Raw genomic sequence first — 14,353 nt, 5'->3', positions numbered from 1 at the left:
GTGGCGCGGGTGTGCACAGTGGTGATGGTGACTCCTCTGCTAAGCAGTGTCGCCCAGTGCCCGCTTTTGCTCCAGCCGACTTTAGTCTAGGGGACGACCAAATCGCTGTTGTGCGGTTAAAGGCGGGATAATGTACGGCTTCAGGGCCAATAACTTTGCTGCCGCCTTTCCTGCCATGTGCTGGACAGGCATAATGGCGACCATTTTCATGCAGCAGGGTTTTGGGATGTTAAGAAGTAGCCCGTTTGGCTGGACAGCGCAGTATATGTTCGGCTTTTACTTTAACTATGGCGTGTATCTGCCGTTTTGGGCCGTCTGGCTGAATTCTCTGGGCATACCAGCCGGTGATATCGGCGTGTTGCTGGGCCTGGGCCTGGGGGTGCGCTGCTTTGCCAATATGGTGCTGACGCCCAGGGTGCACCAGGTGGAGCATCTGTTGCCGGCGTTGCGCTGGCTGGCGGTACTCAGTTTGATCTGCTGCGTGTCATTTGTGATGGTCAGCGGCAATTTGATCGCACTGACAGCCGTGATTGTGCTGTTTAATATTCTCGTCGGGCCGGTGATCCCGCTGACAGACAGTTTGGCTAATTATTACGCCAAACACGGGCATTTAGACTATGGTCGAACCCGGCTGTGGGGATCGATCGCTTTTATTGTCGGTTCGACCATAGCCGGTATGGCGGCTGCCGAGTTTGGCGCGGCGGTGATCCCCTGGGTGGCGGTTGGCGGGCTGGCTGCCGCCCTGTTATTGTCGTTGCGCCAACCAACTGTGTTGCCAAGCGAAGCCACCACAGTACGTCAGCCCCGGCCTCCGTTACTGGGGATTCTGCGCGATAAACGGGTGATGCGTTTTCTGATCATTGTGGCCCTGCTGCAGGGAAGCCACGCCGCGTATTACAGCTTCAGCGCCATGTACTGGAAAACGATCGGTTACAGCGAAGCGGTGAGTGGTTATTTGTGGAGTTTCAGTGTGATCGCTGAGGTTGCGGTGTTTGCACTCAGCAAGCGGTTGTTTGCCGGCTGGAGTGTGGCAGCCATGTTCCGGCTGGCGGCGGCGGGTGTCTTGTTGCGTTGGGGACTGACCGCGACCATGACAGAACTGCCGATGCTGGTGCTGACGCAGGCGCTGCATGGGGTGACCTTTGCGGCGGCGCATCTGGCGGCGATTCGTTATATCCAGCATGCGCAAAGCCACCAGATGGTTGCCCTGCAGGCGCTGTACAATGCCTTGCCGCTGGGCGCGGTAATGGCGGCGCTGACCACCCTGAGCGGCTGGGGATACGGCTGGTGGGGAGCCGATGTGTTCTGGCTGATGGCCGTGATGGGGCTGCCGGTATTGCTGATGAAAATTGATGAGTCGCCTCAGGCGGAACGGGCAGCGGCGCGCGAAGTGCATTAAGTCATACAGCCTGGCCGGTGAGATGTGACCTGCCGGACGGATACTCACCCGAGAGTGAGGTACACTCGGCCCCAGGCACGGGGCCGAATCAGGGAACATTTTTCAGGGAGATCCTATGGAGCAGGGATGGATAGTCGTGCCGGTATCACTGGCCTATCTTGGGCTATTGTTTCTTATTGCCTGGTACGGCGATAAACATGCCGGATGGATGTCCCGCTGGCGCCCCTGGATATACAGTCTGTCGATTGCGGTCTACTGTACCTCCTGGACGTTTTACGGCACCGTCGGTCAGGCCAGCCGGGATCTGTGGTCGTTTCTGCCGATATATCTGGCGCCCATTCTGGTCTTCACCTTTGGCTGGCGTATTTTTGCCCGCCTGATTCTGATCGCCAAGCGCGAGCATATTACCTCGATTGCCGATTTTATCGCCGCCCGCTATGGCAAGTCTCAGGGGCTGGCGGTACTGGTCACCCTGATTGCCACTGCCGGTATTCTGCCTTATATCGCCCTGCAGTTGCGGGGGATCACCATGGGGCTGGCCCAGGTTGCCCCGGATCTGACCCGCAACAGTATGCTCAATGACGGTGATATCGCCTGGCTGGTGACACTGGCGCTGGCCGCATTTACTGTGCTGTTCGGCACCCGTCATCTCGATACCACTGAGCACCATCGCGGCATGATGATGGCGGTGGCGTTTGAATCTTTGATCAAACTGGCGGCCTTTCTGGTGGTGGGGCTGTTTGTCATGCTGTTGTGGTGGGACATACCGGCACTGGAACTGAGCCAGATGGACGTGTCTGTGCTGCCGTCCATGGATATCAATGCCGGCAGCTTCATCATTCATACCTTGCTGACCATGACGGCGATCATCTGTCTGCCGCGCCAGTTCCATACGACTGTGGTGGAAAATACCCACGCCCCGGATCTGCACCTCGCCCGCCGGGTATTCCCTGTGTATCTGTTACTGATGGGAATATTTGTGATTCCGCTGGCACTGGCCGGAAAAGTGCTGCTGCCGGATGTAGCAGCCGATACCTATGTGATCAACCTGCCTTTGCTGCAAGGGGCTGACACCATCGCCTTGCTGGCTTTTCTGGGCGGCACCTCAGCGGCCAGCGGCATGGTGATTGTCTCGACCATAGCACTGGCTATTATGGCATCCAACGATCTGGTGCTGCCGTTGTTGCTGCGCCGGCTGCGAGTGTCGAGCCGTAACCATGCGGCATTTTCCGGACTGCTGCTCAATATCCGCCGCGGCCTGATTCTGCTGCTGCTGCTGGCGGCCTGGGGCTTCCATGAAGTGCTGGATGAAATCGAATCGCTGTCGGCGATCGGGTTGTTATCCTTTGCGGCGATTGCCCAGTTCGCACCGGCGTTGCTGGGGGGAATTTACTGGCGCGAAGGCAACCGCAACGGTGTCTATGCCGGTATGCTGGGCGGCACCGCGCTGTGGGTGATCACCCTGATGAGCCAGACGGGTATGCTGGCCGGCAGTGCCGACACTAACCTGTTGCTGTGGTTGCTGACACCCCCGGCTCTGCCGGTACTGAGCGAGTTGACCACAGTGGACTGGGGCATGCTGATCAGTCTGACGACCAACCTGCTGCTATACGTTCTGGTGTCTATGGTGACCCGCTCATCACTGACAGAGCGCCTGCAGGCGGCCACTTTTGTCGGCGCCCCCATGCCGGAGGCCGATGACGCCCGTCTGTACCAGGCCAGAGTGACAGTGTCTGAGCTTGAACTCCTGGCGGCGCGGTTTGTCGGCCGCAAGCGGATGCGTCAGGCCTTCACTCACTTTGCCCAGCAACACCAGTTTAATTTTCAGCCCCAGCAGCAGGCGCCGGCCAGCCTGATTCGCCATACCGAACGGGTACTGGCGGGGGTTTTTGGCGCCTCTTCGGCCCGCCTAGTGCTGACCTCTGCGTTGCAGGGGCGCAACATGCAGCTGGAAGAAGTGGCCACCATAGTCGATGAAGCTTCTGAATTGTTTGATTTCAGCCGCGGACTGCTGCAAGGCGCCATTGAGCACATCAGTCAGGGGATTGCCGTAGTGGATAAACAGCTGCGGCTGGTGGCCTGGAACCAGCGTTACCTGGAACTGTTTTCTTTCCCGCCCGGTTTGATTCAGGTCGGGCGGCCGATTGCGGATGTGATCCGCCATAACGCACGTCTGGGTTTGTGCGGACCGGGGGATCCTGAAGTCCATGTCGCCAAGCGGGTAAAGCACCTGCAGCACGGCACGGCACATACCTCTTCCCGGATCCGGCCGGACGGGCGGGTGATTGAAGTGCAGGGTAATCCGATGCCGGGCGGCGGCTTCGTCATGAGCTTTACCGATATCACGGCATTTCGTCAGGCAGAGGAAGCGCTCAAAGAAGCCAATGAAAATCTGGAGGCCAGGGTGCGGCAGCGAACGCAAGAGCTGGAACAGCTGAACCGCCGGCTGGTCTCGGCTACTCAGCATGCCGAGCAGCAGGCACACTCGAAAAGCCGCTTTCTGGCCGCGGTCAGCCACGATCTGATGCAGCCGCTCAATGCGGCCCGTCTGTTTTCATCGTCGCTGTCTGAGGTGGCCAAGGATGAAGAAAGCACAAAACTGGCACACCATATCGAAAGTGCCCTGGGGGCTGCGGAAGATTTGATTGGTGATTTGCTCGATGTATCGCGTCTGGAGGCCGGAAAACTGCAGGTCAATGTCCACGTTTTCCCGCTCAGTGATGTGTTCAATAATCTTAATGCCGAGTTCAGTGCGCTGGCAAAACAGCAGGGTATAGATTTTTCCGTGGTAGACAGCAAGGCGCTGGTGCATTCCGATCCTAAGCTGCTGCGCCGGGCGCTGCAAAACTTCCTGACTAATGCTTTTCGCTATAACCCTGGCGGTAAAGTGCTGCTGGGTGTTAGGCGGGTTGGCAGCCAGCTCAGGATAGAAGTCTGGGATAACGGCCCCGGAATACCGCAAGAGAAACAGGCCAGTATTTTTGATGAGTTCACCCGTATAGACCGCGGACGCGGTGATCACGGTCTTGGTCTCGGGCTGGCAATCGCCCGGGGGATCAGCCGGGTGATGGATCATCCGTTGTCATTGCGGTCCTGGCTGGGCGAGGGGACAGTGTTCGCACTGTCTGTGCGCCGGGGGCAGGCGATGCATCTGCCGAAAGAAAAACCGCAGGCAGCGCCGGAACAGCCGTTGCCACTGTACGGCACCCGAGTGCTCTGTGTCGACAATGAGAAAGACATACTGACAGGTATGGAAAGTCTGCTGAACCGCTGGGGATGTGACATCCGGCTGGCGGAATCTGTGTCGGCCGCGCTGGAGCAATGTAATGATGGCTGGATACCAGATGTCATTTTCAGTGACTATCACCTGACTGAACTGGAAACGGGGCTGGATGTACTGATCCAGTGTGAAGCCAAGCTGGGAGAGGTGTTTAAAGGTGTGATCATCAGTGCCGACCGACTGCCGGAAAACCAGCAAACGATCCGCAGTAAAGGCTTTGCCTTTATCAGTAAGCCGGTGAAACCGCTGAAACTGCGCTCTTTGCTGAACCAGTACGCGCAGGCCAGGATCAGTTGAAGCCGTTTGCTATCTTTTCTGTATCCATCCAGTGGATCTTTGCTTTCGCGGGATGAGGGAAGGGGTTTCACTCAGTGGCTTAACTGTCATTCTGCGCACAAAAAAACGGAGCCATCATGGCTCCGTCAGCGAGCGGGGTTTCCCCCATTTGTTGCTACTGAGTGTTGTTATTATGTCGTGTTGTTTAGTGGCTGTGAGCTTCACCAGACCCTTTCGGATAACGGATAGATTCCACCAGCTCCTGTACATCTTCCGGGACTTCTGCCGTGAACTTGTTCACGACAATTGATACCACAAAGTTCACACACATACCCAGTGTACCAATTCCTTCAGGACTGATGCCGAACCACCAGTTGTCCGGGGTGCTGGCTGCAGGGTTGATGAACTTGAAGTAAATGATGTAAGCCGCGGTGAACAGGATACCGCTCAGCATACCGGCGATAGCGCCTTCTTTATTCATCTTCTTGTAGAAGATGCCCATGATAATCGCCGGGAAGAAGGACGATGCCGCCAGACCGAAGGCGAAGGCTACCACCTGTGCCACAAAGCCTGGTGGGTTAATCCCCAGATAGCCAGCACCGATAATGGCCAGCGCTGCCCCTATCCGGGCCGCCCTCAGCTCCTGTTTATCCGTCATATTGGGTTTGAAGCCTTTCTTGAGCAAGTCATGCGCCACCGAAGTGGAAATCACCAGCAGCAAACCGGCCGCCGTCGACAGTGCCGCGGCCAGACCACCCGCTGCCAGCAGGGCAACAACCCAGTTTGGCAGTTTGGCCAGCTCAGGACTTGCCAGTACTATGATGTCACGGTTGATGTTCATCTCGTTACGCTCATCGCCAGAGTAGAACATTTTGCCGTCGCCATTCTTGTCTTCCCAGGCTACCAGACCGGTTTTCTCCCAGTTGGTTACCCAGCTTGGTGCTTGTTCTGCCGCGACACCCTGCATGTCCGGACCATTTAAGGTTTCAAACATATTGATACGGGCAAACGCTGCCACAGCTGGCGCCGTGGTGTACAGGAAGGCAATGAACAGCAGTGCCCAACCAGCAGAAATACGGGCATCTTTTACGCGAGGCACGGTGAAGAAACGGATGATCACGTGCGGCAGACCCGCCGTACCTACCATCAGAGCCGCGGTGATGAAGAACACATCTACCATGCTCTTGGATCCGTCGATGTAGGAGGTGAAGCCCAGTTCGGTACTCAGCCCTTCCAGCTTGTCCATCAGGTAGACATCCGTCCCACTGATGGTCGAACCGAAGCCGATTTGCGGAATCGCAGAGCCGGTGACCATGATAGAGGTGAAGATGGCAGGAACCATGAAGGCAAAGATCAGCACGCAGTACTGTGCAACCTGGGTATAGGTAATGCCTTTCATGCCGCCCATGACCGCATAGAAGAACACGATAGCCATACCAATAATGATACCGACGTTAATGTCGACTTCCAGGAAGCGGGCAAAAACCACGCCCACGCCACGCATTTGTCCTGCTACATAGGTGAAAGAAACAAAGATGGCACAGAACACAGCTACCATACGGGCAGTGCGGGAGTAATAACGGTCGCCGATGAAGTCTGGCACTGTGAACTTGCCGAATTTACGCAGGTAAGGGGCAAGGCACAGTGCCAGCAGCACATAACCGCCGGTCCAGCCCATCAGGTACACACCGCCGTCATAGCCGGCGAACGAAATGATACCTGCCATAGAAATGAACGAAGCGGCAGACATCCAGTCAGCAGCAGTCGCCATGCCGTTAGCAACAGGGTGGACACCACCGCCGGCCACGTAGAACTCGCTGGTAGATCCGGCGCGGGACCAGATTGCGATCCCGATATAGAGTGCGAAAGACAGACCAACCAGTATGAAGGTCCAGGTTTGAATATCCATGAGTGACTACTCCCTTAATCCTCGTGAACGTTGAATTTGCGGTCCAGCGCATTCATCTTGTAGACATAGACAAATATCAATGCGACAAAGATGTAAATGGAACCTTGTTGTGAAAACCAGAAACCGAGCTTAAAGCCGCCCAGCTGAAACTGGTTCAGGACATCCACAAACAACACACCGGCCCCGTATGACACGAGGAACCAGATGGCAAGCAAAGAACCCATAATCGTCAGGTTCTCCTTCCAGTAGGCTTGCGCTTGCTCCTTGGATTCAAACGCCATGGTTATCTCCTTACTATGGTCAGTCATTTTTCAGTTATAAAAATGTTACGTGATGACAATAGCAAGCTTATTGAAGACGCACAGTGCAACTTTAGTCGGGCAAAAAACCATCAAATGTCAGCTAAATTTAGAAAGTTAGTGATATGACTCAAGAAAAATGGGATGTTAAATTGCTGTTAAGTTAGCCGAAAGTATAAGGCGGTCAGCAGATAAAGATCAGGCGATTACCATGACTCCGTTCCGAATATTCGCGGGCGAAACAGTGTTTGGTAAGCGTTAAATACTGGCAATATCGGGGAATTGTTTACATATAGTTTTCTTAATGTCGCTGTATATTAGGGCAAAATACAGGAGCAACCGGTTTGTTAGCAGGTTGCTGAATTAATAATAATCTTTGGAGGATGAGTGGACGCGATTACCATTAACGGTTTTTTTCTGGTTGGCGCTTTACTGATTGCGTTAAGTGTTCTCCTGAGCCCGGTATCATCCAAATTAGGCATTCCAATTCTGCTGGTGTTTCTGATCGTCGGCATGATGGCCGGTGAAGACGGCCCGGGCGGTATCTTGTTTGATGATTATTCTGTGGCGTATCTGGTCAGTAACCTGGCGCTGGCGATTATTCTGCTTGATGGCGGCATGCGGACCCGGGTGGCCAGTTTCCGGGTCGCCTTATGGCCCTCCGTGGCGCTGGCCATCTTAGGGGTAGCGATCACTACCGCGCTGACCGGCCTGATGGCAACCTGGTTGTTTGATCTGGAGCCGCTGCAGGGCATTCTGGTTGGCGCGATTGTCGGCTCAACCGATGCCGCGGCGGTGTTTTCCCTGCTCAAAGGGCGCAGCCTGAATGAGCGGGTAGGCTCGACCCTGGAGATTGAATCGGGCACCAATGATCCCATGGCGGTGTTTCTGACCGTGACCCTGATTGCGGTGCTCAGCAGTCAGGGAACTGAGTTCAGCGCCGGTTTTCTGGCCCTGAGTTTCGTCAAGCAGTTTGGCATAGGTGCCATCGCCGGACTGGCGGGAGGCTGGCTGTTGTGGCGCCTGATTAATCGTAATCATCTGCCAGAGGGGCTGTACTCAATTCTGGCGGTCAGCGGCGGATTGATGATCTTTGCCATTTCAAACACCTTGGGCGGCAGCGGTATTTTATCCATCTATCTGGTGGGGTTGCTGCTGGGTAATCGTCCGACCCGCTGCCGTCATTCTATTCTCAATGTGCTGGATGGCATGACCTGGCTCAGCCAGATTTGTATGTTCCTGGTGCTAGGGCTGCTGGTCACCCCGTCAAATCTGATTGCGATTGCACTGCCCGGACTGGCATTGGCGTTCGGGATGATTGTCTTTGCCCGTCCGATATCGGTCTGGATTAGCCTGCTGCCGTTTCGCAGCTTCACGGCACGGGAAAAATGGTTTATTTCCTGGGTGGGCCTGCGCGGCGCCGTGCCCATTATCCTGGCGGTTTTTCCTATGATGGCCGGACTGCCCAATGCTCAGTTGTATTTCAATCTGGCTTTTTTCGTGGTCATGGTATCGCTGATCCTGCAGGGGGGAACCCTCACCAAAGCCATGTCGCTGGCCAAAGTCGAGCTGCCGCCTCGTCCCGAACCTGTGTTCCGCACCGGGGTGGAAGTGTTTCCAACCAGTGAGTGGGAGCTGTTTGTCTACAAAATGAAAGCCGATAAGTGGTGTATCGGTGAGCCTTTACGTAACTTGTCACTCCCGCTGGGCACCCGGATTGCGGCTGTGTTCCGCGAGCAGCAATTGCTGCACCCATCGGGCAGTACCCGGCTGGAAGAGGGGGATACCTTGTGTGTGCTGGCGCAGGAGAAAGATCTGGAAGCCCTGAGTCAGCTGTTCAGTGAAGCCCCAGAGAAAGCCGAGTTGGCGCGTTTCTTTGGTGACTTTTTTCTGGATGCCGAAGCCCGGCTGGTTGATGTCGCCATCGCTTATGGTCTGGAGTTAGGGGAAGTCAATCCAGCCATGACACTGAAAGATCTGGTTATTCAGCATCTGGGGACCAATCAGGTACTGGGGGATAACTTTGAGTGGAATGGCTTGCATTGGGTGGTGGCAGATATCGCCGACTGGCAGGTCACTAAGGTCGGCTTACGCCTGCCAGAAGAAGAGGCGGAACAAGGTGATAACGGTGAGTGATTACTTACTCGTCACTGAGCTCATTTAACAGGATAACCGCTTGAGTGCGGTTTTTTACCCCGAGCTTACGGAAAATGGCCGTCATGTGCGCCTTGATGGTGGCTTCAGAGACATTGAGTTCGTAGGCGATCTGCTTGTTGAGCAGGCCATCGGACAGCATGCACAGGACCTTGTACTGTTGCGGAGTCAGGGTGGCGATGCGGGCCGCCAGTGCATCCAGCTCGGGGTTGTCTTCATCTTCACCGATACCCGGCGGAAAATAAGGCTCTCCGTCCAGCACCTGATTCAGTGCGCTGATAAGTTCACGCATATCGCTGGATTTGGGAATAAAGCCAAAAGCACCGTGATGACGGACCTGGCGGATGACGGAAGCTTCTTCATTGGCAGACACCACCACGACCGGCAGTTCCGGGTGCTGGGCGCGAAGCTGGATCAGACCGGACATGCCGTTGGCACCCGGCATTTTTAAATCCAGCAGCAAAAGATCAACATCCGGTTCTTTATCAAGCAGCTGTAACAGTGTATCGAGAGAATCTGCTTCCAGCAGATTGGCCTTGCTGACCGCCATGTGTACTGACTGAAACAGGGCGTTTCGAAACAGCGGGTGGTCATCGGCAATGACTATAGTGTACTGAGCGTCCATGACATTAAGCTTCTTGTTTTTCCTAACGCTAGCATTGCTGAAATGCCAGATCAATTTGTTCCCCCCAAGATACGAACTGGATCCGTTCCCGTGTGTATTTGGGGGGTGTTTTATGCCTTAAGAGAATACTTTTCTGCTTACTGGCCTATCAGCTGGTTGGCTTTCAGGTGATCGAGAAAGGGCTCAGCTTCAACGAAACCGGTCAGGCGGGCTTTCGGAGCCTGTTCACCATCAGCATGCCAGAAATCCAGCGTCGGCAGACCCAGCACATTCATCTTTTGCAGCAGCTTGATGTCGTCCGGATTCGTGTCGGTGACGTCGGCCTGCAACAGGACGAAACGCTGTAATTCTGGCGCCACGCTGGCATCGTGGAAAGTGTACTTATCGAACTCTTTGCAGGCGACACACCAGTCAGCGTAAAAATCCAGCATCACAGGTTTACCTTCGGCTTTGGCCTGAGCCAGCGCTGAATTGAGTTCATCCATACTGGCCACGCGCTGGAAGCTGATCTCTGGCGCGTTCTGCTGCACGGTTTGTGGCTGAGTGCCTGTCAGTCCCTGATAGACGGGCTGCAGGGAAACGAGCAGACCAATAATGGCGATGACACCCACCAGACTGCTGCGCCAGGAATGGGCCATACCTTGTTTCACATGGTACAACCAACCGAAGGCACCCAGTCCGAATGCGGCCCATAAATACGGCATCAGGTTTGCGGGCAGAATGCGTTCCAGCAGGAACAGCGGCACAGCCAGCAGCACCAGGCCGAAGAATATTTTAACGCTGTCCATCCAGGCGCCTGCTTTCGGCAGCAGGCGGTTACCGAACATGGCGACCAGCATCAGCGGGATCCCCATCCCCATCGCCAGAGCGTACAGTGCGACCGCGCCAGTCAGTAAGTCGCCGCTTTGGGCAACGTAAATCAAGGCGCCGGACAAGGGCGCTGTGGTGCACGGCGAGCAAACCAGGCCGGAAATGGCGCCCATCGCAAATACGCCGCCGAGCTGGCCGCCTTTCTGCTGATTGCTCAGCTGATTGAGCCAGGTCTGCACACTGGAAGGGAGTTGCAGGTTGTAGACGCCGAACATAGACAATGCCAATACGACAAAGAGAATGCTCAGGCCAATCAGGACATAAGGATGTTGCAAGGCCGCCTGAAACTGCATGCCCGCCGAAGCGACCACTAACCCCAGTAAGGTGTATGTCAGTGCCATACCCTGGACATAGGTGAAAGCCAGAGTGAACGTGCGTCCGCTGCTGAGCTGGCCACGGCCCAATACGATACCGGTCAGGATCGGGTACATAGGCAGCACACAGGGCGTGAACGCCAGCCCTATGCCCAGCGCCAGAAACAGCAGCGGCGTCCACCACTGCTGCGCCAGATCGCTGGCCAGTTGATCCTGCTGGCTCAGTGGCGCACTGTCGCTGAGCGGTTGGGCTGATGCCACTTTTGCTGTTTGATTGTCAGTGCTTACTATCAGCTTGGCTTTGACCGGCTCCTGGCCAGACAACGGCGTACCCGCGGCGGAGGCGGTAGCAAACAGAGGCACCTCGCGTGTTTCGGGGGGATAACAGAAACCGGCCTTGGCACAGCCCTGATAACGGACGGTCAGGGTCGCGTTGTCACTGGCCTGTACAATGGGCACTGTGAGTGCCAGAGATTCAGGGTATATCTGTACCTCGCCGAAAAACTCATCTTTGTAGGGTGTGCCTGCCGGCAAACGGATATCGCCTATGGTTGCCCCGTTTGCCACCACAGAAAACTGATGCTGATACAGGTAGTAACCCGGTTTGACCTGCCAGTCGAGCACCAGTTGATCGGTGTTCTGCGAAAAGTTAAAGGCAAAGGCCTGATCAACAGGGACAAAACTGTTCTGACTCGATGAACCTGTCAGCCCCGGCAGAGAAAATTCCGCCCGCAGCGGCAGGCTGAGTATCAGCAGGCAGAAGACAAATAAACGCGTAATGGGCAAGTGTCGCAGTATAGTCATCGGATTCGGGCTCGTTCAGTCTCGGGTCATAGGCTTGAAGATGGCGCCTTCATGTCGCCAATATACCCCATATGGGGACTATGTGTCAGACCCGAGAAATCAGGCAGAGTTTCATTGTCTGTGTTCTCAGGCAATTATAGCTCCCGGCAGGCTTGGCGAAGTGCACTAACCGCTGTTGGTTTCGGAGCCTCAGCCGAGTCAGCGGCAAAAAATCGATGCAGAAAAGGTGATCCAGCTAAAAGCCTCTGCTGCTATGGTTGAAAATCAGGGCAATCTCGCCATCATAGTCGGCATCTTTACGCAATGCGGCTGCAGCTCAACTGTGGACAGCCGTTTCCTCAATAATCGCCAGCCTTTATAAGGGGTGTTTGTGTTTCCGGTACTTTTGTTTTTATTCATTCTGGTTCCCATCATAGAGATCGCCCTGTTTGTACAGGTTGGCGGTGTCATTGGTCTGTGGCCGACCCTGTTGCTTGTACTGCTGACGGCCGTGGTCGGCGCTTCACTGGTTCGCAGCCAGGGTATTGCGACCCTGATGTCGGTGCAGGACAGGCTAAATAAGGGGGAATTGCCCGCCCAGCAAATTGTGGAAGGTGTGATGCTGGCGGTAGCCGGTGTGCTGCTGCTGACACCGGGCTTTATGACTGACGCTATGGGGCTGGTGGTGTTACTGCCCGGGCCTCGTGCCGCGCTGGCGAAGTTTCTGATGACTAAAGTGAAAGTGCAGAGCATGCATCAGAGCGGCTTTGGCGGTGGCTTTGGTCCGCAAGGGCCGTTTTCAGACCGCGACCCATTCCACCGCGATCAAAACGGTGATGTATTTGACGGCGAATATGAGCGCAAAGACAAAGACAAAGACAAAGACAAAGACGAGAAAGAGAAGAAAGACAAATCAGATGACGATGATCAGCATCGGCTGCACTGAGTGATTTGTTAGGTTGTTGATTTAAATGAAATAAATGTCATTCCCGCGTAGGCGGGAATCCATTAAACGCGCAACTGTCAGCGGCAGCTATCGCGAGCGTGAAGACGAGCCTGCGTCATGTTGGTGCCCTGAACTGACATGTTGCCGGTGCAGCCTGCGTACATACCCCAGTGCCGCCAGACCGCACAGCAGATTGGCTACGGCGATCCCGGTAAATAATCCTTCAGTACCATTTAACCGGCTGCCAACCCAGGCTGCCGGCAGCAACAAACCGAACAGACGGATAAGATTCCACAACAGTGCCTGAAAGGACAGATGCATGGCATTCAGGGCATTGATCAATTGCATGCACACGGCCAGCAATCCGTAGCTGGCCGGTACCAGTATCAGGTAATGCCAAAGCTGGGTCTGCACCGCTTCATCCTGGCTGAACATGAGCGATATGGGCCAGCTCAGCGGCACCATCATCACAAACACCAGCAACTGAAAGCCCAACGCGAATTTCATGGCCGTGAACAGGGCATCAAAGGCCCGTCTGGGCTGTTTTGCGCCGAAATTCTGCGCCATGAAAGGCATCAGGGCTGAGCTCAGGGCGAACATGACCAGCATCAGCAACGATTCCACCCGTATAGCCGCGCCATAGGCTGCGACAGAGGCGGTGCCCTGGCTGGCCAGCAAGACCATCACCAGGGCATTGGATAAAGGTGCCAGGGCGTTGGATAGCCCGGCTGGGGTCCCTATGTGCAGTATCTGTCGCCAGTCGGCAACGATCAGCCGGAGATCCGGTATCGCCAGCAGCTTTTCGCGCACAATCAATATCCGTAACGACCAGACTAATGCAAACGCCCAGCTAACGCCGCTTGAAATGGCCGCGCCGCGCACACCCAGTTCCGGAAAAGGGCCGTAGCCAAAAATCAGCAGGGGATCGAGCACGCCGTTGATCACTCCGGCCAGCATCATGATTTTTGCCGGCGATTTCGCATCGCCTGTAGCCCGGATAGCACTGTTACCGGCCATGGGAATGACCAGCAGCGGGATCGCCAGATACCAGACTTCCATATAGTCATGAATAATCGGCAGCAGGCTGTCTTCCGCGCCCAGCAGGCGGAACAGCGGATTGATGGTCAGCAGTCCGGCGATCACAGCGAGGATCACCAACAGCAATGCCAGTAACAAACCATGGCTGGAGACTCTGGCCGCCGCCTGGCTGCTACCGCTGCCCAGCAGGCGGCCAATGCAGGCTGATAACCCGACGCCCACGCCCATGGTGATGGAGTTGATGGCAAACGTGACCGGAAAGGTGAAACTGACCGCCGCCAGAGCCTGGGTACCCAGCAAAGCAATGAAAAAGGTATCGACCAGATTAAACATCAGGATAGCGACCATGCCAAACACCATAGGGATGGTCAGGCGTCGCAGGACTTCCGGGATAGGATCGGACAGTAAACCGTGTTTATCAGGTCGTACAGTTTGGGTCATAAGGCTCTCAGGTCTGTCT

The 14,353-nt window shown here is 55.4% G+C and carries 10 protein-coding genes; 5 read left to right on the top strand and 5 right to left on the bottom strand.

Annotation, left to right across the window (positions count from 1 at the left end):
* Positions 1 to 226 precede the first annotated feature (226 nt).
* Together Q4491_RS15190 and Q4491_RS15185 are read left to right on the top strand one after the other, a co-directional pair.
* Positions 227 to 1,399, top strand: a complete 1,173-nt coding sequence (locus Q4491_RS15190; RefSeq protein WP_192017373.1) for a 3-phenylpropionate MFS transporter — start codon at positions 227 to 229, stop codon at positions 1,397 to 1,399.
* Positions 1,400 to 1,514: 115 nt separating this feature from the next.
* Complete coding sequence (locus Q4491_RS15185; protein ID WP_303458585.1) at positions 1,515 to 4,976, top strand: PAS domain-containing hybrid sensor histidine kinase/response regulator; 3,462 nt, start codon at positions 1,515 to 1,517, stop codon at positions 4,974 to 4,976.
* Between the two features lie 184 nt (positions 4,977 to 5,160).
* On the opposite strand, the gene Q4491_RS15180 is transcribed toward Q4491_RS15185, so the two are convergent.
* Together Q4491_RS15180 and Q4491_RS15175 are read right to left on the bottom strand one after the other, a co-directional pair.
* The gene (locus Q4491_RS15180) at positions 5,161 to 6,864 is read right to left on the bottom strand and encodes a sodium:solute symporter family protein (RefSeq protein WP_192017315.1); all 1,704 of its coding nucleotides are present in this window, start codon (positions 6,862 to 6,864) and stop codon (positions 5,161 to 5,163) included.
* Between the two features lie 14 nt (positions 6,865 to 6,878).
* Positions 6,879 to 7,145, bottom strand: coding sequence for a DUF4212 domain-containing protein (locus tag Q4491_RS15175; protein WP_192017316.1), 267 nt, complete (start codon positions 7,143 to 7,145; stop codon positions 6,879 to 6,881).
* Positions 7,146 to 7,550: 405 nt separating this feature from the next.
* Between Q4491_RS15175 and Q4491_RS15170 the strand changes: the two genes are divergently transcribed.
* The gene (locus tag Q4491_RS15170) at positions 7,551 to 9,299 is read left to right on the top strand and encodes a potassium/proton antiporter (RefSeq protein WP_303458580.1); all 1,749 of its coding nucleotides are present in this window, start codon (positions 7,551 to 7,553) and stop codon (positions 9,297 to 9,299) included.
* A 4-nt stretch (positions 9,300 to 9,303) separates the two neighbouring features.
* Here the strand turns inward: Q4491_RS15170 and Q4491_RS15165 are convergent, their stop codons facing one another.
* Positions 9,304 to 9,942: a response regulator transcription factor gene (locus tag Q4491_RS15165; RefSeq protein ID WP_192017318.1), complete on the bottom strand. Its 639-nt coding sequence runs from the start codon at positions 9,940 to 9,942 to the stop codon at positions 9,304 to 9,306.
* Positions 9,943 to 10,079: 137 nt separating this feature from the next.
* On the bottom strand, positions 10,080 to 11,930 hold the full coding sequence (locus tag Q4491_RS15160) for a protein-disulfide reductase DsbD (RefSeq protein WP_303458577.1): 1,851 nt from the start codon (positions 11,928 to 11,930) through the stop codon (positions 10,080 to 10,082).
* 226 nt (positions 11,931 to 12,156) lie between these two features.
* On the opposite strand from Q4491_RS15160, the gene Q4491_RS15155 reads away from it, so the two are divergent.
* The gene (locus tag Q4491_RS15155; RefSeq protein WP_272872739.1) at positions 12,157 to 12,291 is read left to right on the top strand and encodes a hypothetical protein; all 135 of its coding nucleotides are present in this window, start codon (positions 12,157 to 12,159) and stop codon (positions 12,289 to 12,291) included.
* A gap of 9 nt (positions 12,292 to 12,300) precedes the next feature.
* Positions 12,301 to 12,855: an FxsA family protein gene (locus Q4491_RS15150; protein ID WP_192017320.1), complete on the top strand. Its 555-nt coding sequence runs from the start codon at positions 12,301 to 12,303 to the stop codon at positions 12,853 to 12,855.
* 87 nt (positions 12,856 to 12,942) lie between these two features.
* Here Q4491_RS15150 and Q4491_RS15145 read toward each other — a convergent pair whose 3' ends face one another.
* Positions 12,943 to 14,334 carry an MATE family efflux transporter gene (locus Q4491_RS15145; RefSeq protein WP_218386546.1) on the bottom strand — a complete coding sequence of 464 codons (1,392 nt, stop codon included), beginning with the start codon at positions 14,332 to 14,334 and terminating at the stop codon, positions 12,943 to 12,945.
* Between the last annotated feature and the right edge of the window lie 19 nt (positions 14,335 to 14,353).

The sequence above is a fragment of the Photobacterium sp. 2_MG-2023 genome, from assembly GCF_030547675.1.
Classification (GTDB): Bacteria; Pseudomonadota; Gammaproteobacteria; order Enterobacterales; family Vibrionaceae; genus Photobacterium; species Photobacterium arenosum.
The sequence above is the reverse complement of the archived record's forward strand: the minus strand, read 5'-3'. Positions and strand labels throughout refer to the sequence as shown.